Source organism: Citrobacter sp. Cf136 (genome assembly GCF_030333815.1).
GTDB classification, from domain to species: Bacteria; Pseudomonadota; Gammaproteobacteria; order Enterobacterales; family Enterobacteriaceae; genus Citrobacter; species Citrobacter freundii.
This window is the reverse complement of sequence record NZ_JAOWFE010000032.1, coordinates 1,497,006-1,516,393: the sequence shown is the minus strand read 5'-3', so window position 1 is coordinate 1,516,393 and position 19,388 is coordinate 1,497,006. Positions and strand designations below refer to the sequence as shown.

19 protein-coding genes are annotated in these 19,388 nt (G+C 53.8%); 15 read left to right on the top strand and 4 right to left on the bottom strand.

The genetic code is table 11. The annotated features are described in order from the left end of the window. The first annotated feature begins 1 nt into the window (after position 1). The 6 genes from OGV98_RS11830 to paaY all read left to right on the top strand — a co-directional run bounded on the left by OGV98_RS11830 (position 2) and on the right by paaY (position 6,078). Positions 2-1,420, top strand: coding sequence for a 3-hydroxyacyl-CoA dehydrogenase (locus OGV98_RS11830; protein ID WP_199399949.1), 1,419 nt, complete (start codon positions 2-4; stop codon positions 1,418-1,420). Continuing rightward, positions 1,413-1,835 carry a hydroxyphenylacetyl-CoA thioesterase PaaI gene (paaI, locus tag OGV98_RS11825; protein WP_035897858.1) on the top strand — a complete coding sequence of 141 codons (423 nt, stop codon included), beginning with the start codon at positions 1,413-1,415 and terminating at the stop codon, positions 1,833-1,835. Before OGV98_RS11830 ends, paaI begins: the two co-directional genes overlap by 8 nt. Continuing rightward, positions 1,835-3,040 (top strand): 3-oxoadipyl-CoA thiolase, encoded by a 1,206-nt coding sequence (pcaF, locus tag OGV98_RS11820; RefSeq protein WP_071687217.1) that lies wholly within the window; start codon positions 1,835-1,837, stop codon positions 3,038-3,040. Before paaI ends, pcaF begins: the two co-directional genes overlap by 1 nt. 28 nt (positions 3,041-3,068) lie before the next feature. After that, on the top strand, positions 3,069-4,385 hold the full coding sequence (gene paaK / locus OGV98_RS11815) for a phenylacetate--CoA ligase PaaK (protein WP_044711779.1): 1,317 nt from the start codon (positions 3,069-3,071) through the stop codon (positions 4,383-4,385). Positions 4,386-4,543: 158 nt separating this feature from the next. Further along, a complete protein-coding gene (paaX, locus tag OGV98_RS11810; protein ID WP_161805914.1) occupies positions 4,544-5,470 on the top strand; it encodes a phenylacetic acid degradation operon negative regulatory protein PaaX in 927 nt (308 codons plus the stop codon). An 11-nt stretch (positions 5,471-5,481) separates the two neighbouring features. Continuing rightward, positions 5,482-6,078 carry a phenylacetic acid degradation protein PaaY gene (paaY, locus tag OGV98_RS11805; RefSeq protein ID WP_044711783.1) on the top strand — a complete coding sequence of 199 codons (597 nt, stop codon included), beginning with the start codon at positions 5,482-5,484 and terminating at the stop codon, positions 6,076-6,078. 22 nt (positions 6,079-6,100) lie between these two features. Here the strand turns inward: paaY and fhuE are convergent, their stop codons facing one another. Next, on the bottom strand, positions 6,101-8,287 hold the full coding sequence (fhuE, locus tag OGV98_RS11800) for a ferric-rhodotorulic acid/ferric-coprogen receptor FhuE (protein WP_202580595.1): 2,187 nt from the start codon (positions 8,285-8,287) through the stop codon (positions 6,101-6,103). A 349-nt stretch (positions 8,288-8,636) separates the two neighbouring features. On the opposite strand from fhuE, the gene hinT reads away from it, so the two are divergent. The 8 genes from hinT (at position 8,637) to OGV98_RS11760 (ending at position 14,682) form a co-directional block, all read left to right on the top strand. After that, the gene (hinT, locus tag OGV98_RS11795) at positions 8,637-8,996 is read left to right on the top strand and encodes a purine nucleoside phosphoramidase (RefSeq protein WP_003030826.1); all 360 of its coding nucleotides are present in this window, start codon (positions 8,637-8,639) and stop codon (positions 8,994-8,996) included. Positions 8,997-8,998: 2 nt separating this feature from the next. Beyond that, positions 8,999-9,373, top strand: coding sequence for a YcfL family putative periplasmic lipoprotein (locus OGV98_RS11790; protein WP_003030823.1), 375 nt, complete (start codon positions 8,999-9,001; stop codon positions 9,371-9,373). A gap of 13 nt (positions 9,374-9,386) precedes the next feature. After that, the gene (gene lpoB / locus OGV98_RS11785; protein ID WP_003846732.1) at positions 9,387-10,028 is read left to right on the top strand and encodes a penicillin-binding protein activator LpoB; all 642 of its coding nucleotides are present in this window, start codon (positions 9,387-9,389) and stop codon (positions 10,026-10,028) included. After that, entirely contained in the window at positions 10,009-10,833 is an 825-nt protein-coding gene (thiK, locus tag OGV98_RS11780; RefSeq protein WP_003846730.1) for a thiamine kinase, read from the top strand. Before lpoB ends, thiK begins: the two co-directional genes overlap by 20 nt. A gap of 10 nt (positions 10,834-10,843) precedes the next feature. Then, positions 10,844-11,869 carry a beta-N-acetylhexosaminidase gene (nagZ, locus tag OGV98_RS11775; RefSeq protein WP_049002584.1) on the top strand — a complete coding sequence of 342 codons (1,026 nt, stop codon included), beginning with the start codon at positions 10,844-10,846 and terminating at the stop codon, positions 11,867-11,869. A 21-nt stretch (positions 11,870-11,890) separates the two neighbouring features. After that, on the top strand, positions 11,891-12,433 hold the full coding sequence (ycfP, locus tag OGV98_RS11770) for an alpha/beta hydrolase YcfP (RefSeq protein WP_003030817.1): 543 nt from the start codon (positions 11,891-11,893) through the stop codon (positions 12,431-12,433). A gap of 236 nt (positions 12,434-12,669) precedes the next feature. Next, positions 12,670-13,974, top strand: coding sequence for an NADH-quinone dehydrogenase (gene ndh, locus OGV98_RS11765; protein WP_003846726.1), 1,305 nt, complete (start codon positions 12,670-12,672; stop codon positions 13,972-13,974). Between the two features lie 168 nt (positions 13,975-14,142). Continuing rightward, positions 14,143-14,682 carry a glycine zipper 2TM domain-containing protein gene (locus OGV98_RS11760; RefSeq protein ID WP_003030814.1) on the top strand — a complete coding sequence of 180 codons (540 nt, stop codon included), beginning with the start codon at positions 14,143-14,145 and terminating at the stop codon, positions 14,680-14,682. A gap of 57 nt (positions 14,683-14,739) precedes the next feature. On the opposite strand, the gene OGV98_RS11755 is transcribed toward OGV98_RS11760, so the two are convergent. Next, entirely contained in the window at positions 14,740-16,920 is a 2,181-nt protein-coding gene (locus tag OGV98_RS11755) for a TonB-dependent siderophore receptor (RefSeq protein WP_046670504.1), read from the bottom strand. A 255-nt stretch (positions 16,921-17,175) separates the two neighbouring features. After that, the gene (comR, locus tag OGV98_RS11750) at positions 17,176-17,811 is read right to left on the bottom strand and encodes a TetR family copper-responsive transcriptional repressor ComR (protein WP_016149993.1); all 636 of its coding nucleotides are present in this window, start codon (positions 17,809-17,811) and stop codon (positions 17,176-17,178) included. Positions 17,812-18,054: 243 nt separating this feature from the next. Here comR and bhsA point away from each other — a divergent pair, with 243 nt between their 5' ends. Next, positions 18,055-18,312: a multiple stress resistance protein BhsA gene (gene bhsA, locus OGV98_RS11745; RefSeq protein ID WP_003030810.1), complete on the top strand. Its 258-nt coding sequence runs from the start codon at positions 18,055-18,057 to the stop codon at positions 18,310-18,312. Between the two features lie 85 nt (positions 18,313-18,397). Here the strand turns inward: bhsA and ldtC are convergent, their stop codons facing one another. Beyond that, positions 18,398-19,363, bottom strand: a complete 966-nt coding sequence (gene ldtC / locus OGV98_RS11740) for a L,D-transpeptidase LdtC (RefSeq protein WP_202580594.1) — start codon at positions 19,361-19,363, stop codon at positions 18,398-18,400. Positions 19,364-19,388: the final 25 nt, after the last annotated feature.

Genomic DNA, 19,388 nt, shown 5'->3' with positions numbered 1-19,388 from the left:
CATGAGCCAGACTCTTCACACCGTCGCCGTGATTGGCGGCGGCACCATGGGGGCCGGGATCGTCGAAGTGGCGGCCAGTGCCGGACACGCGGTGCGGCTGTATGACATTTCGTCTGAGGCGATTACCCGCGCTATCGACGGCATTGCCGAGCGCCTCAACGCCCGCGTTACCCGCGGCAAAGTCAGCGCCGAGCAGGCGCAGGCGCTGCTGGCACGCATTACGCCAGCAACCGAATTAACACAGCTAGCCGATGCGCAGTTAATCATTGAGGCCGCGTCCGAACGTCTTGAGATTAAAAAGGCGCTGTTCAGCGAGCTGGCAGAGATTTGCTCGCCGTCGACGCTGCTGACCAGTAATACCTCGTCTATCTCCATTACCGCCATTGCGGCGGGCATTAAGCACCCGGAACGGGTGGCGGGGCTGCATTTCTTTAACCCGGCGCCGGTGATGAAGCTGGTCGAGGTCGTCAGCGGCCTTGCCACCTCCACGGAAGTGGTGGAGCAGCTTTGCCAGTGCGTGAGCGCCTGGGGCAAACAGCCGGTACGCTGCCGCTCCACGCCGGGCTTTATTGTCAACCGCGTGGCGCGCCCGTTTTACGCCGAAGCCTGGCGTGCGCTGGAGGAACAGGTCGCCGTGCCGGAAGTGATTGACGCGGCGCTACGCGACGGCGGCGGTTTCCCTATGGGGCCGCTGGCGCTGACCGACCTTATCGGTCAGGACGTCAACTTTGCCGTTACCTGTTCGGTATTTAACGCCTTCTGGCAGGATCGCCGCTTTCTGCCGTCTTTGCTGCAACAGGAGCTCGCTCTGGCGGGGCGTCTGGGCAAGAAGAGCGGACACGGTGTCTATCGCTGGCCTGTTGAAGTATCGCCTGATCTGGCTGTTGCAGCGGTACAGCCTGAAAATGCAGCAAAAAACATTAAACGTGACGTTGTCACTGAACTGGATGATGTGCTGCTCCTTGAAACCACTGGTGAAACCGCGCTGGCTTTAAGCGTGCAGCATCAGCGCCCGGTAGTGGTTTATGACCATGCGGCGGGCGACACGGTCGTACTGGCGAGCGCGCAAACCAACCCACAGTCGGCAACCGATAAAGCGGTGTACTACTTCCAACAGCAGGGCAAAAACGTGCTACGTATTGCCGACTACCCAGGGCTTTTGGTGTGGCGCACGGTGGCGATGCTGGCGAACGAAGCGCTGGATGCGGTGCAAAAAGGTGTCGCTAATGCGGACGATATCGATACCGCCATGCGGCTGGGTGTCAACTACCCGCGTGGGCCACTGGCCTGGGGAGAATCGCTCGGCTGGGGACGCGTGCTGCGTCTGCTGGAAAATCTACAACAGCACTACGGCGAAGAACGCTATCGCCCAAGTGCGCTGCTGCGCCAGAAAGCGCTGATGGAGATGCGTCATGAGTAATGAAGCCTGGCGCAACGCCCGCGCCATGTACGAGAAGGACACCTGCGCTCGTGAGCTGGGGATTGAGCTTATCGAAATGGACCAGGGTTTTGCGCAGATGACGATGGTGGTCACGCCAAAAATGCTCAACGGCCACCAGACCTGCCACGGCGGTCAGCTGTTTTCGCTGGCGGATACCGCGTTTGCCTACGCCTGCAACAGCCAGGGGCTGGCGGCGGTGGCGTCGGCGGCGAGCATCGATTTCCTGCGCCCGGCCTTCACTGGCGATCTGCTGACCGCCACCGCGCGGGTGAAACAGCAGGGCAAGCTGACCGGCGTTTACGACATTGAGATTGTTAATCAACAGCAAAAAACCGTTGCCCTGTTTCGCGGAAAATCGCACCGCATCGGCGGCACGATTACAGGAGAAGTCTAATGCGTGATGCATTTATTTGTGACGGTATTCGTACCCCGATTGGTCGCTACGGCGGGGCGCTGGCAGGCGTGCGTGCCGACGATCTGGCGGCCATTCCATTGCGTGAATTACTCAACCGCAACCCACACCTGGATGCCAGCGTTATTGACGATGTGATCTTCGGTTGCGCCAACCAGGCGGGCGAGGATAACCGCAACGTGGCGCATATGGCGACCCTGCTGGCGGGTTATCCGTACGGCGTGTCCGGTACCACCATTAACCGCCTGTGCGGCTCTGGTCTGGACGCAATTGGCTTTGCCGCGCGGGCCATTAAAGCGGGCGATGCGGACCTGATGATTGCCGGTGGCGTTGAGTCCATGTCCCGCGCGCCGTTCGTGATGGGCAAGGCGACCGCGCCGTACCAGCGTCAGGCGGAAATGTTTGATACCACCATCGGCTGGCGTTTTGTGAACCCGCTCATGCAGCAACAATTTGGTACTGACAGCATGCCGGAAACGGCAGAGAATGTAGCGGAATTGTTAAACATCAGCCGTGCCGATCAGGACGCCTTCGCTTACCGCAGCCAGCAGCGTACCGCCAAAGCGCAGCGCGACGGCATTCTGGCGCAGGAAATTGTGCCGGTGCAGATTATTGGTAAGAAAGGTGCGGTCAGCGCGGTGCGTGAAGATGAACATCCGCGTGCAGAAACCACTTTGGAGCAACTGGCCTCGCTGAAAACCCCGTTTCGTAAGGGCGGCGTGGTGACGGCGGGCAACGCTTCCGGTGTCAATGACGGTGCTGCGGCGTTGATTATCGCAAACCAGCAGCAGGCCGCCGCGCAGGGCTTAACGACACGTGCGCGCATCGTCGCCATGGCGACCGCGGGCGTTGAGCCGAAGTACATGGGGCTTGGGCCGGTTCCGGCGGTGCGTAAAGTGCTGGAGCGCGCCGGGCTGAATATTAACGATATGGATGTAATTGAGCTGAATGAAGCCTTTGCCGCCCAGGCGCTGGGCGTGATGAGACAGCTTGGACTGGCAGATGATGCAGAACACGTAAATCCCAATGGGGGGGCTATCGCTTTAGGTCACCCGCTAGGGATGAGCGGTGTGCGGTTAGCGCTGGCCGCGACGTTGGAGCTGGAACGACGCAATGGACGCTATGCGCTGTGTACGATGTGTATTGGCGTGGGTCAGGGCATTGCCATGATCCTTGAGCGAGTGTGAGCTAATTGACCTGCGAGTACCCTACAACATGACAACTACAACAAAATTAGATCCAATTGAAACCGCATCGCGTGACGAATTAGTCGCTCTGCAGACCGAGCGCCTGAAATGGACGTTAAAACACGCCTATGAAAACGTGCCGATGTACCGTCGCAAATTTGATGCGGCAGGGGTTCACCCGGATGATTTCCGTGAGCTGAACGATCTGAGCAAGTTTCCCTGCACCACCAAGCAGGACCTGCGTGACAACTATCCGTTTGATACCTTCGCGGTACCGATGGAGCAGGTAGTGCGTATCCATGCGTCATCCGGTACCACGGGTAAACCGACCGTCGTTGGCTACACGCAGAACGATATCGATACCTGGGCGAACATCGTCGCCCGTTCGCTGCGCGCCGCTGGCGGCTCGGCAAAGGATAAAATTCATGTGGCCTACGGCTACGGCCTGTTCACCGGCGGCCTGGGCGCGCACTACGGTGCCGAGCGTTTAGGGGCGACGGTGATCCCGATGTCCGGCGGCCAGACCGAGAAACAGGCGCAGCTGATCCGTGATTTTAAGCCCGACATGATCATGGTTACGCCATCCTACTGCCTGAACCTGATTGAAGAGCTGGAGCGCCAGATGGGCGGTGACGCGCGCGGCTGTTCGCTGCGTACCGGTGTCTTTGGCGCAGAGCCGTGGACAACGGGGATGCGCGCGGAGATCGAACGTCGCCTCGGTATTACGGCGCTCGATATTTATGGCCTGTCGGAAGTGATGGGACCGGGCGTGGCGATGGAGTGCATCGAAACGGGTGATGGTCCGACAATCTGGGAGGATCATTTCTTCCCGGAAGTGGTCAATCCGGATGACGGTACGCCACTGGCTGACGGTGAGCACGGCGAACTGCTGTTCACCACGCTGACGAAAGAAGCGCTGCCGGTCATTCGTTATCGTACCCGCGACCTGACGCGCCTGCTGCCGGGAACCGCGCGCACGATGCGTCGTATGGATCGCATTAGCGGGCGCAGCGACGACATGCTGATTATTCGCGGCGTCAACGTATTCCCGTCTCAGGTGGAAGAAGAGATCCTCAAGATTGATCATCTGGCCCCGCATTATCAGCTTGAAGTGGATCGCCGTGGCCATCTTGATTCACTTTCGGTACGCGTGGAGCTTAAAGAGAGTAGCCTGGTGCTAAGCCACGAGCAGCGCTGCCAGATTTGCCACCATCTGCGTCATCGCATTAAGTCGATGGTCGGCATTTCAACGGATGTCAGCATCGTCAATTGCGGCAGCATTCCACGCTCCGAAGGCAAGGCCTGCCGCGTGTTTGACCTGCGTAAAGCTGCCGCCAACGGCTAAGTCTCGTCGGCCTGATAAGCGTAGCGCCATCAGGCACAATGGCGCAACGCTGCCGGATGGCGGCGTTGCCTTATCCGGCCTACAAACTCCTAGCGTATCGCTGATCTATTCCTGTGCTATGATTCAAAAAGCACAAAAAAGACAACAGTATGAATCATATGGAAAAGCTCGATAGTTTTATTCAGCAGGCGGTAACCGCAATGCCGGTCAGCGGCACCTCGCTTATCGCCTCGCTTTACGGGGACTGTTTATCGCAACGCGGTGGAGAAGTCTGGTTGGGTAGTGTTGCCGCGCTGCTGGAAGGGCTTGGCTTCGGTGAGCGTTTTGTACGTACCGCACTGTTTCGCCTTAATAAAGAAGAATGGCTGGACGTGGTACGTATCGGCCGACGCAGTTTCTACCGCCTGAGCGATAAAGGGCTACGCTTGACGCGTCGCGCCGAGAGCAAAATCTACCGTGCCAGCGCCCCTGAGTGGGACGGTACCTGGCTGCTGCTGCTCTCCGAAGGGCTGGAAAAAAACATCCTGGCCGAAGTTAAAAAGCAGCTGTTATGGCAAGGTTTTGGCGTACTGGCGCCGAGTCTGCTGGCGTCACCATCGCAAAAGCTGGCGGACGTCCAGTCGCTGCTCCATGAAGCTGGGGTGGCGGAAAACGTCATCGTTTTTGAGGCGCATTCGCCGTTGGCGCTCTCCCGCGCCGCGCTGCGTGAGCGGGTAGAAGGGTGCTGGCACTTAACCGAACAAAATGCCATGTACGAGGCGTTTATCACTCTGTTCCGTCCGTTGTTACCGTTGCTGCGTGACGTCGGGCCGGACGAACTTACGCCAGAGCGCTGCTTCCAGATCCGCCTGTTGCTCATTCACCTTTATCGTCGGGTTGTGCTCAAAGATCCGCTGTTGCCGGAAGAATTGTTGCCTGCTCACTGGCTTGGGCAGACGGCGCGTCAGCTGTGTATTAATATTTATCAACGTGTTGCGCCCGGCGCCCAGGTTTTCGTCAGCGAAAAAGGCGAGAGCTCGGTGGGGGAACTACCCGCGCCAGGGCCGCTCTATTATCAACGCTTCGGCGGATTAGCCGAGGCGTAACAGGAGAAGCCATGCCGATTTACCAGATTGACGGGATGATCCCGGTAGTTCCTGCGGAAAGCTATGTTCACCCAACCGCAGTGCTGATTGGCGATGTCATTCTCGGCAAAGGTGTTTATGTTGGCCCCAATGCCAGCCTGCGCGGAGATTTTGGGCGTATCGTGGTTAAAGATGGGGCGAATATCCAGGATAACTGCGTGATGCACGGATTTCCCGGCCAGGATACGGTGGTGGAAGAGGACGGACATATCGGCCACGGAGCGATTCTGCACGGCTGTGTGATAGGGCGTAACGCGCTGGTCGGCATGAGCGCGGTGATTATCGATGGCGCGACCATTGGTGAGAACAGTATCGTTGGTGCTTCGGCGTTTGTGAAAGCGCGCGCCGAGATGCCTGCCAACCATCTGATTGTCGGCAGCCCGGCGAAAGCGATTCGCATGTTAACTGAGCAGGAGCTGGTGTGGAAAAAACAGGGCACTCGCGAATATCAGGTGCTGGTTGAGCGCTGCCAGAAGACGCTGGCAGAGGTGCAGCCGCTGACTGCGGTAGAACCCGACAGAAAGCGGCTGGAGTTTGATGAGAATTTGCAACCTAAGTCAGCGGGTTAGCAATTCTACGCAATACCTGGTGTCAGAACTGATAGCTTGCGGTGATGCTGACGTTGCGCGGCTCACCATAAACGATAGAACCGTCGATATTCGTGTCGTAGGTTTTATCGAACAGGTTATTGAGGTTACCCTGCACTGAGAAGTTTTTTGTTACCTGGTAACGGGTGAACAAATCTACCAGGGCGTAGCTTCCCTGTTCCGCGCGGAATGTGCCATAAGGCGTGACCGTATCGCTGTAAACACGATTCTGCCAATTGACTCCGCCGCCTACGGTCAGTTCCGGCATGGCTGGCAGGCGATAACGGGTGAACAGTTTTACCGTGGTCCGTGGCAGGTTAGGGTTTACAGCATTGCCTTCGTTGTCTTCAGCAACATAGCGTGTCGCGCCAAACGTCATCTGCCAGTTATCGGTGATCGCACCGTTAATTTCGAATTCGACCCCTTTGCTGACTGTACCATCCATCGCTTTAAAGGCCGTATCGCCATTGCTACCGGCGATTGGCACGCCGGTTGATTGCGCTACGTTATCCTGTTCAATGCGGAACACCGCGAGTGTGGTGGTTAAACGGCTGTTCATCCAGTCGGACTTCAGGCCAAGCTCATAGTTGTTGCCGGTAATCGGAGAGAGATATTTACCGGAACTGTCGCGCTTGTTCTGCGGCTGGAAGATTGAGGTATAGCTGGCGTAGGTAGACCAGTTATCGTCAATGTCATACACCAGGCCCGCGTACGGGGTGGTGTGGTTTTGCTCCATGCTGTAGGTCAGGGTGTCGATACGCCAATTGGTATAACGCGCGCCGACAATCAAATGCAGTGGGTCGGCCAGCGAAATACGCGTTGCGGCGTACAGCGATTTCATGTGCGTGGTATCGTCCTGAGCCAATGACTGCGGTTTCCAGTTAGTTTCCGGGAAGTTACCATCGTAGGTATAGAAGCTGCCGATTTCGTTGGGGAAAACGTTCGCCCACGAGCTTTCATAACGGTTATTCTGTTTACTGTAGCTGCCGCCCAGCATCAGATTATGCTGACGACCAAACAGATCGTAACCGCCGTCGGCAAATAGATCGACAGCATCCACTTTACGTTTACCGCTGTTCCAGCCGGTTCCTCCGACATAGTCATATCCCGGACCATAGTTGCCATATGGGCCAATCAGCGTGCCGTCGGCCTTATTAACATAGGCATCGAGGTACATCATTTTACTGTCGAACTTGACCTCGGAGTGGGTGGCGTTCATGGTCGCCTGCCAGGTATCGGCAAAACGTTGTTTGATGGTGACAAACACTTTGTTGAAGTCTTTATCGTTGTAAGCCCAGTCCGGCGCAGTGCTGCGCGAACGGTCATAGCTGTTTTTACTGCCATCGGTATTCCAGCGCGGTAATCCACCCCAGGTTGGGCTGTTGATATCAATGCGCTGGTATTCATAACCTGCAGACAGGCTGGTGGTGTCACCCAAATCGGCATCGACAATCCCGGAGAAGAACATTTTTTCGCTATTGTAGCGATCAAGCCAGGAGTCGTTATTCTGGTAACCCGCCACGATGCGACCACGCACATTGCCGTCTGCCGTAAGCGGGCTTTGCAGATCGGTCAAATAGCGTTGTTTGTTCCAACTGCCATATTCTGCAGAAACATTACCGGTGAACTCGCGGCTGGTGGCATGCTTACGGATCATGTTAATGGAGGCTGAAGGGTTACCCGTCCCGGTCATCAGTCCGTTTGCACCACGGACCACTTCGACACGCTCAAAAAGGGCGGTGTCGGAAAGGGCGTCACCGAGATTCCAGCGGGATTCAAAATAGGTCGGGATCCCATCGACCATATAGTTATCAATCTGAAATCCGCGCGAGTAATAGCTGCTGCGATCGGAATCCGCCTGGCTTTTGCTTATCCCCAACGTGTTGTCCATCACATCGCCCAGCGTTTGCAACTGCTGATCTTCCATGCGCTGCTGGCTGACAATGCTGACCGATTGCGGAATATCGCGCTGTGTCATCTGCATTTTTGTGCCCGCGGTCGTCGATTTAACGCTGTAATCCTGTTCGTCGCTGGATGCGGCTGGAGCAGAACCCTCCACGATCACTGTCTCTTCAGCAGGGGCTGCGAGGCTGGTGGAAGGTAAAAGCGCTAGCGTGATGCAGGCTGCCAGCGCAGAAGGGGCAAGCCCCGGTTGGCGTTGAATATTCCCGTTGAGTGTTGTGAAAGACATCGAAAAGTCCTTGATAATTATTAATATTAAGTTCGAATCACCGGTAGTTGTGATGAGCCCTTTGGTTGTAAATTATTAAATGCGCATGTAAATACAAATGCGAAATATACGCATTAGCACTTAATGTGTAAACGGATGCTACGACATAAATGAAATAGGATTTCAGTACTATGCTTAAGCAATAGCACAGGGAAATGGTTATAAGAGCAGCACTGACTGGGGTTTTCGCTTAAAAAATCGAGGGTTAAAGTTGAAAGAGCGTGAGTAACTCGCTCATACTCTATACTCGCAGAGTTACCCGGCGTAGCATGGCAAAACGCTTGGGCTGTTAATGAAAAAGGAAAACGTCGTGGCAGAAGAAACTATATTCAGCAAAATTATTCGTCGTGAAATTCCGTCGGATATCGTATACCAGGATGAACTGGTCACTGCGTTTCGTGATATTTCCCCTCAGGCACCTACGCATATTCTGATCATTCCTAACATCCTGATCCCAACCGTCAACGATGTGACGGCTGAACATGAACAGGCATTGGGCCGCATGATCACCGTTGCAGCGAAAATTGCTGAGCAGGAAGGCATTGCTGCAGATGGGTACCGCTTAATCATGAACACCAACCGCCACGGGGGTCAGGAGGTGTATCACATTCATATGCATCTGCTGGGTGGCCGTGCGCTTGGCCCAATGCTCGCGCATAAAGGTCTGTAGGCATGATCAGAGGATGCATTGCACTTTCACTGGGCTTGCTGCTACTGGCGGGTTGTCGAACACACCCAGAAATTCCGGTAAGTGATGAACAGTCGCTGGTGATGGAGTCAACGATTCTGGCGGCAGGTATAACAGCAGAACAGCCCACGTTAACCACGTCTGATATTCAGGCCTCGGCATCCTCGCGACTCTATAACGAAAGACAAGAACCCGTCACCGTTCATTATCGGTTTTACTGGTATGACGCCAGAGGACTGGAAATGCATCCTCTGGAAGCGCCACGCAGTGTGACTATTCCGGCTCATTCGTCGGTGACGCTGTACGGCAGCGCCAATTTTCTGGGGGCGCACAAGGTTAGACTTTATCTTTATTTGTAAGGGGTGAATCTTGATGATCAAAATGAATCGCTACGCACTGATTGCCGCGCTGGCGATGTTTCTCTCTGGCTGTGTGGTGCAACGAGAGCCCGCACCGGTAGAGGAAGTCAAGCCGGTGCCGGAACAGCCTGTGCAGCCGCAACAGCCGGTGCCGGTAGTGCCAACGGTGCCAACCATACCGCAGCAGCCGGGTCCGATTGAGCACGAGGACCAAACGGCGCAGCCGACGCCACGTCAACGTCATTATGACTGGAACGGGGCTATGCAGCCGATGGTCGGAAAAATGCTGCAGGCCGACGGCGTCAAAGCGGGCGGCGTTCTGCTGGTTGATAGCGTGAATAACCGCACCAACGGCTCGCTGAACGCGGGTGAAGCCACCGAAACCTTACGTAATGCTCTGGCGAATAACGGTAAGTTTACTCTGGTTTCCGCTCAGCAACTGGCAGTCGCCAAGCAGCAGTTAGGTCTGTCGCCGAACGATAGCCTGGGAACGCGCAGTAAAGCGATTGGTATCGCCCGTAACGTTGGCGCGCAGTATGTGCTTTATTCCAGCGCATCCGGCAACGTCAATTCGCCTGCGCTGCAAATGCAATTAATGCTGGTACAAACTGGCGAGATAATCTGGTCAGGTAAAGGTGCCGTTCAGCAACAATAACAGACTCACGCGCGGCGAAGTGTTGTCGCGCTATTTCCCGCAGTATCATCCCGTCGCAGCCAGCCAAACTGGCCTGAGCGGCGGGAGCTGCATCATTGAGCATCATTCTCACCGACTGGTACTGCGTTGTCATCACGACCCTGATGCGCCGGAATCGCATTTCTTACGCCAATATCATGCGTTAAAACACCTGCCAGAAAACCTTGCGCCACGTCCTTATTTTTATACGCGTGGGTGGATGGCCGTTGAGTTTTTTCACGGTAAGGTAGAATCCAGATTACCGGACGCCGACGAACTCGCAGGCTTACTGTATCATCTGCACCAGCAACCCCGATTGGGCTGGCGAATCAGTCTGCTGCCGCTACTTGAACAGTACTGGCAGTGTGGCGATCCGGCGCGTCGTACACCATGCTGGCTGCGCGCGCTGAAGCGGCTGAGGAAACGAGGTGAGCCTCGACCTTTGCGTCTGGGGCCGCTGCATATGGATGTTCACGGTGACAACATCGTACGCACAGCCTCAGGGCTGCGGCTGATTGACTGGGAATACGCCGGAGACGGTGATATTGCCCTGGAGCTGGCGGCGGTATGGGTCAGCGATGAATCCCAGCACCAACAGCTGGTTAGCACCTACGCCCAACGAGCGCACATTGAGCCAGACGTTTTGTGGCGACAAGTCAGACAATGGCAACCCTGGATAATGATGCTGAAGGCGGGGTGGTTTGAGTATCGCTGGCGGCAAACCGGCGATAGACAATTTATCAGGCTGGCCGATGAAACCTGGCGGCAGCTAACAATGAAAGGATAAGGAGAGCAGTGTGGGCCCAGTAATGTTGGATGTCGAAGGGTATGAGCTGGACGCAGAAGAGCGTGAGATTCTGGCGCATCCGCTGGTAGGTGGGTTGATCCTCTTTACCCGAAATTATCATGACCCGGAACAGCTGCGTGAATTAGTGCGACAGATCCGGACTGCGTCACGTAACCATTTGGTGGTGGCGGTAGATCAGGAAGGCGGACGCGTACAGCGCTTTAGAGAAGGCTTTACTCGCCTGCCTGCGGCTCAATCGTTTGCTGCGCTGCACGGTCTGGAAGAGGGCGGCAAACTGGCTCAGGACGCCGGATGGTTGATGGCCAGCGAAATGATCGCGATGGACATTGATATCAGCTTTGCACCGGTACTGGATGTAGGCCATATCAGCGCCGCAATCGGCGAGCGTTCTTACCACGCCGATCCGCTAAAAGCATTGGCGATGGCGACCCGCTTCATTGACGGTATGCATGCCGCAGGCATGAAAACGACCGGTAAACATTTCCCTGGTCATGGGGCCGTGACGGCGGATTCACACAAAGAAACCCCAACCGATCCTCGCTCAGAAGCCGAGATTCGTGCGAAAGATATGTCCGTGTTCCAGACGTTGATTACTGAGAACAAACTGGATGCCATTATGCCTGCGCACGTTATCTACAGTGATGTAGATCCGCGTCCGGCGAGTGGCTCACCTCACTGGCTGAAAACGGTGCTGCGCCAGGAGCTTGGCTTCGATGGTGTCATTTTCTCCGACGATTTGTCGATGGAAGGGGCGGCGATTATGGGAAGCTATGCGGAGCGTGGACAGGCATCGCTGGATGCAGGTTGCGATATGATCCTGGTCTGCAATAATCGTAAGGGAGCGGTCAGTGTGTTAGATAATCTGTCGCCGATCAATGCAGAACGTGTTACACGTTTGTATCATAAAGGTTCATTTTCACGTCAGGAACTGATGGATTCGGCACGCTGGAAGACGGTAAGCGCTCAGCTAAACCAGCTTCATGAGCGCTGGCAGGAAGAGAAAGCAGGTCATTAACGCAAGTTTGGCGAGGATGCGATGATTATCTATTTACACGGTTTTGACTCTAACAGCCCGGGCAACCATGAGAAGGTGTTGCAGCTGCAATTCATCGACCCGGATGTCAGGCTGATTAGCTACAGTACGCGGCATCCCAAACATGATATGCAGCATCTGCTAAAAGAAGTGGACAAAATGCTACAGCTGAATGTGGATGACCGTCCGCTGATTTGTGGTGTGGGGCTCGGGGGATATTGGGCTGAACGGATTGGTTTTCTGTGTGATATTCGTCAGGTAGTGTTTAATCCTAACCTGTTCCCGTATGAGAACATGGAAGGCAAAATTGACAGACCTGAGGAGTATGCAGACATCGCAACAAAATGCGTGACCAATTTCCGCGAAAAGAATCGCGATCGCTGTCTGGTTATCCTGTCGCGTCATGATGAAGCGCTCAATAGCCAGCGTTCGTCGGAAGAACTGCATCACTTTTACGAGATAGTCTGGGACGAAGAGCAGACGCATAAGTTTAAGAATATCTCTCCGCATTTGCAGCGCATCAAAGCGTTCAAGACGTTAGGTTAATCCTTATTGAGTGCGTAAAAAACCAGCCATCGGGCTGGTTTTTTTGTTCTTAAAGTTCCGGTTGTCTATCTTTTCAGCATCAAAACTTGATACACATCAATTTTGGTATGACCAATGCACCGTTCGTGTTATTCTCACTCTCGAAGAACATTTTCATTACTGTAACTTGTTGTTAATTAAGAGCTATATCAATAACTTTTAATTAACAATTGGTTAATAAATTTGAGGGGGTCACGTTGACTACACCATTGAAAAGGATCGTGATTGTCGGCGGCGGTGCTGGCGGACTGGAAATGGCGACGCAGTTGGGTAAAAAACTCGGGCGTAAGAAAAAGGCCAAAATCACACTGGTAGACAGAAACCACAGTCACTTGTGGAAACCGTTACTGCATGAAGTGGCGACGGGTTCACTGGATGAAGGCGTGGATGCGCTGAGCTATCTGGCACATGCCCGTAACCATGGCTTCCAGTTTCAGTTAGGTTCGGTGATAGATATCGATCGTGAAGCGAAGACCATTACTCTCGCTGAGCTGCGCGATGAGAAAGGGGATCTGCTGGTTCCTGAGCGTAAAGTGCCGTATGACACGCTGGTGATGGCGTTGGGCAGTACCTCCAACGATTTCAACACCCCTGGCGTGAAAGAAAACTGCATTTTCCTCGATAACCCGCATCAGGCGCGTCGTTTCCACCAGGAGATGCTGAATCTGTTCCTGAAGTATTCCGCGAATCTGGGCGCTAACGGAAAAGTGAATATCGCCATTGTGGGCGGTGGTGCGACGGGGGTTGAGCTCTCCGCTGAGCTGCACAATGCGGTAAAACAGCTGCACAGCTATGGTTACAAAGGGCTGACCAACGATGCGCTGAACGTTACGCTGGTGGAAGCTGGCGAGCGCATTCTGCCTGCGTTGCCGCCGCGTATTTCTGGTGCTGCGCATAATGAGTTAACCAAACTGGGCGTACGCGTACTGACCCAGACTATGGTCACCAGCGCTGACGAAGGCGGACTGCACACCAAAGATGGCGAATACATTAAAGCCGACCTGATGGTGTGGGCGGCGGGTATCAAAGCGCCAGACTTTATGAAAGACATTGGCGGTCTGGAAACGAACCGTATTAACCAACTGGTGGTTGAGCCAACTCTGCAGACCACGCGCGATCCTGACGTGTACGCGATTGGCGACTGCGCTTCCTGCGCTCGCCCGGAAGGGGGTTTTGTGCCTCCACGCGCTCAGGCAGCACACCAGATGGCGACCTGTGCGATGAACAATATTCTGGCACAGATGAACGGCAAGCCACTGAAAGCGTATCAGTACAAAGATCACGGCTCTCTGGTCTCGCTCTCTAACTTTTCTACCGTGGGTAGCCTGATGGGCAACCTGACTCGTGGTTCGATGATGGTGGAAGGGCGTATTGCGCGCTTTGTATACATCTCACTGTACCGCATGCACCAGATTGCTTTACACGGCTACTTCAAAACCGGCCTGATGATGCTGGTCGGTAGTATCAACCGGGTGATTCGCCCGCGTCTGAAACTGCATTAATATCGACTTGTGGCGCCGGATGATTTTACGCATCCGGCGCCTTCCTTCAGAGTTCTCCGAATCATCCTGCGTTCGTGCCTCATCCTGCTATTTTCATCCGTAATCTGATTGGCATTCCTTACCTTCTGTTGCAAAGTTGTTGCTAATAGCAAAAAAGGAGGAAGTCCCGTGAATAAATCAATGTTGGCGGGTATAGGGATTGGCGTAGCTGCTGCGCTGGGTGTTGCAGCAGTGGCCAGTCTGAACGTTTTCGAGCGTGGCCCACAGTATGCGCAAGTTGTCTCTGCAACACCGATTAAAGAGTCGGTAAAAACACCGCGTCAGGAGTGCCGGAACGTAACTGTCACGCACCGTAAGCCGGTACAAGATGAAAACCGTATTGCGGGTTCCGTATTGGGTGCGGTTGCGGGTGGCGTTATTGGCCATCAGTTTGGCGGCGGACGTGGTAAAGATATTGCCACCGTGGCCGGGGCTTTAGGCGGCGGCTATGCAGGTAATCAGATTCAGGGTTCGATGCAGGAAAACGATACTTACACCACCACGCAGCAGCGTTGTAAAACGGTGTATGACAAATCTGAAAAGATGCTGGGCTACGACGTGACGTACAAAATTGGCGATCAGCAGGGGAAAATCCGTATGGATAAGGACCCCGGCGCGCAAATTCCGTTGGATAACAACGGACAGTTGGTACTGAATAACAAAGCGTAAAATAGCATTATCCTGAACATTAGCCCCCCATTCGCTCAGGCTGGGGGGCTTTTTTTATCAGAAGGTTAAGGCATAGTTCAGACCAAAGGTGCGGCCCCGGCCCTTGTACTCATACAGTGACGGACTGCCGTAGGTTGGGCTGTACAGCAGTGGCGCACGTTGTCCCCACAGCGTGGTGTACTCTTCATTCAGCAGGTTTTCCACGCTAAAGGTCAGCTTACCCAACGGGAGCTGATAGCTGCCGATAAAGTCCATGGTGTTATAGCCATCCAGCTTATTGCCGCTGGCGTCGGTCAGATCAAATGTTTGCTGGCTCTGTACGCGTAAGGTCCACGGTTCTGGTGCCCAGCCGACCCACGCGGTTGCTTTCGACGGTGAGGCCAGAGTCACATCCCATTTTTGCCATTTACCGTTCTGTTTCACTTCCGATTTAATGACATTGAAGTTGCCGCCCAGGCTCCAGTCCGTATCCGCAATGAAATAATCCACCGCGCCTTCAAGGCCATAAATGCGGCGATCGTCGGGTTGAACGTTAATGGTCATATCGCTGCGGTTGATAACGATCGATTTATCCGAAGTCGAGTAGTAAGCGGCCAGTTGCGTGCGCAGACTATCGCCGGTGTAGCGCCATCCCAGTTCGTACGAGTTAACTTTAATCCCTTCCAGACGTGAATCCGCCACGTTGACGCTGCGCTGGAGCTGGTAATGATCGCCAACCAGCGAATAGGTGCCGTTACCGTAATATTTCCCTGGATCCGGAAGCTCCACGCCCTGAGAGAAATTAAACCACGTTTGCTGACGGTCAGTCAGATGGGCGAGGATACCGGCGTTGAACAGGAAATTATCGTAATCGGTTTTGCCGCCCGGAATGGTATCGGCAGAGTTCGCAAGCCCGGTCGCGATTCCCTGCTGTTGAGCATAGCCAACGAAATCATCAACCCTGTTTTCGGTCCATTGATAGCGCACGCCGCCGCTGAGGGTAAAGATGTCGTTAATGTCATAGCTGTTTTGCAGGAAAGGCGCAAAGTTGGTGATGCTGTAACCGGGGTAACGCCCGGTGGTATAAGCGGTGCGGTTATCCATGCCGCCGGAGGGCAGGGACCAGGCCAGATCGAAGAATTTCTGATTGGAATCGAAGGTCTCGTGATCGGCATCGATACCCCACGTTAGCTCCCAGTTATCCATCAACTGGCTGTTGAGGGTAATTTTGGCGCCAAACTGGTCTGTGTCCTGCTGAGATGCGGAGAAACTGGTGACCTTACCTTTGCTGAGCGTCGGGAAAGGATAGAATTTCAGCGATTCGTCGCGGTAATAGATTTGGCTGACCAGGTTCTGGCCGAAAAAATCCGCATCTGAATATTGCAGGCTGATCAGATGACGTTCGGTTCCGGGAATACGATCGGAATTCAGTCCGCTGCTGGTATAAGCTTTACCGTTTCCGGTCACGGCGGACATGTTCTCGCCGAGATCCAGCCCGTAATCATCATCCCCCTGGCTCTTGTAATACTGTGTAACCAGTTGCAACTGACGGTTGTCGTCAAGTTCAATCGTCCCGGTGCCCATCACGTCCAGACGATCGGAGTGCTGTAGCCCGGTTTGGGTGTTATCCAGCAGCAGGGCATCGTGATTACCGTCATACCAGCCGCCAAATCGTTGATACGCGACGGACATACGCCCGGAAGCGCGATCTGTTCCTCCACTCACCGCCGCGGCAACGCGTTCATCATGATCGTTACTGTTGTTGAAGCCGCTTTTGCTCCCCAGTTCGAGTTCTACTTCACGCTCCGGCTGGCCTTTTTTGGTGACGATGTTGATTAATCCGCCGGTACTGCCACCGCCATAAAGTGAGGTTGCGCCTGAAATGACTTCAATGTGCGCAATGTTAAACGGGTCAATGGAGTCAAGTTGACGGCTGTCGGTTCGCGAGGAGTTCAGACGGACACCGTCAATGAGCACGACAATGGCGCGACCACGCATGTTCATGCCGTAGTTTGTACGCCCCTGGCTACTGACATCGATTCCTGGGATTAACTGAGCAAGAACATCCTTGAACTCTTTCCCCCCCTGAACCTGTTGTTCAATCTCGCTTCCTTCAATAACCCAGGTCGTTTGCGCCATTTCTGCCACGGTGCGTTGGCTACGGTTGGCGCTGACGATAAGGTTCTCTTCCTCAGCCGCAATGGCCGGGAGGGTTAAAGACAACAGGAGAGGATTGAGCACCCAGAGACGCTTATTCATTTGTATTCCTTTTAAAAAGAGTCGATCTGTTTTTGTTATGGCGGTAGAGAAACCGATGGTTACATTGTGAAACAGGCATTAAAACAAATGCGAATATTGCTGATAACAATTGTCGTTATCAATACCTTTTACAAAAAATGATCGGATAACACGATGAAAACAATGAGAAATGTAGGGACAATGGAACGGGAATCTAACCGGGGGCTTTATCAGCTCCCGGGGGTGTTAGTACAGCGGGGGAATTGCGGGAAAGGGTTAAGCTTTGACGAGTTCGGGCCACAGTCGCAGGGTGGTACGTGCGATCTGCATCAGTTTTTCAAACGTTGCACCTTCACGGGCGCTGATCGACATACCTTGTAAAATACAGTTCAGGTATTCAGCCAGTTTTTGCACGTCACAGTAGGCGGGGATTTCACCTCGTTGCTGACGTTGATGAAGAAACTGAGTAAGCGTCTGTTCCTGCATTGCATGGCGGGATTTCACCGTGTGCGCAATATCGCGGGAAGAGGCTGCCAGCGTCGCAGAAGTGTTAATCATGAAACATCCCGCCGGGGTGTCCTTGCTGGTAAAGCAGGTCGCTACGGCGGTGAAATAGTCTTCCAGTGCGGACTCAAGGCTTTTTTCTTCACAAAACAGCTGAGCTTCGTGTTTCGCCGCAAAGCGGGTGATGTAGCGGTCCAGCACGGCACGGAACAACCCTTCTTTATTGGTGAACTCCGCATACAGCGTGGGCGCTTTTGCGCCGGTAGCTTCTACGAGATCGGCGAGCGAGGTCGCTTCATATCCGTGCTGCCAGAAGAGTGTCATGGCCTTATCAAGCGCGGCTTCCCTGTCGAACACTTTTGGTCGGCCACGGCTTTTTTTTGCACAACCTGTCGTTTCAGTTGTCATGGCGCCGATGTACCTTTGTTGGGTTTATTGAATAACCATTATAAAAATATTCGACTGCACACTCCAGCGGATTCACGATAAAAATAAATTATATCTATTGTCATGAAAAATAAGACCTTTATATTTTATATAACGATCATTATAAAAAAGTATTGACGTGTGACCTGGATCACATCTATGATTTACCTATCGATCGTTAAGTTAATCTTTCCGACACCCATTCATCTGCTAAAGGTCACTATCATGAAAAACGTAAAAACCCTGTTTGTTGCTGCTGTTCTTAGCTCACTGTCATTTGCAAGCTTCGCCGCTGTTGAAGTTCAGTCCACACCTGCGGGTCAAGAGAAAGTCGGTACTATTTCTGCGAATGCGGGGACTAACTTAGGTTCACTGGAAGATCAACTGGCGCAGAAAGCCGATGAGATGGGTGCGAAGTCTTTCCGTATTACTTCCGTTACCGGCCCTAACACCCTTCATGGGACTGCTGTTATCTACAAATAAGATTTAACCCATCGCAATGCCACTGCGAGTTAAATAAAAAACCCCCGCGGAATAAAATCCAGCGGGGGTTTTTTATGTGCGGAGTTTACATCGGCTGTTGAGCAACGTCGTGATGACGGGTCACATCGACCGGCATGCCTGAGCGAATCTCCATCGCATGATCCATGACGGCGGTATCTGTTTGCGCCGAATTTTTAAATGTCTGCATGGACGCGTTCAGCACGATTGGCAACAGTTGCGGGTCGTCATTGATTTTTTCGGACAGCGGCTGATGTACTTCTACTAGCCGCACGCCGTTAGGCTCAACGGATGCTTTGATCGGCGTATTGATAATATTGACCTTAGTTCCGGGCGTTACCTGACGGAACAGGGTTTCGATATCACCGTCGCGCAGACGAATACAGCCGGAACTGACGCGCATGCCGATGCCAAAGTCAGCATTGGTGCCGTGCAGCAGATAGACGCCGCCGTATGCCGCTAAGCGAATTGCATGATGGCCCATCGGGTTATCCGGACCGGCAGGTACAACGGCAGGCAGGTCAATTCCGTTTGCTTTGTATCGCGCGCGGATATTTGCCGTCGGCGTCCAGGTGGGGTTGGCGCGTTTATCAGAAATGGTGGTTACCATCGTAGGCGTCAGCGTGTCACCACCTAACTGGCCAATACCAATAGGATAAACGGTCACCGAATTGGTCCCCGGCTGGTAATAATAAAGACGCAGTTCGGCGAGGTTGATAACAATACCTTCGCGCGGGGCGTCAGGTAGCAGAGTTTGTAATGGAATAGTCAGCACGCTGCCTGGACGTGGTACGTAAGGGTCAACGCCGGGGTTGGCCTGCAGCAGCGCTAAAAAGCCGACATTATATTTTTTCGCAATCGCCTCCAGGGAACCGCCATTGTCTTCAACAACGTGAACGGTATTCTGGCCCACCAGACGGCTTCCCGGCGGCGGTAGCGGCCAGGTGTTTGCCTGAGCCGGAAGTGCTAACGCGAAGGTCGCTGCCAGCGTAAAAAACGCGAGCCAGCGAGAGAGTCGTTTATTGTTTAACATCACCATAAATCCATTGTTTTTACGT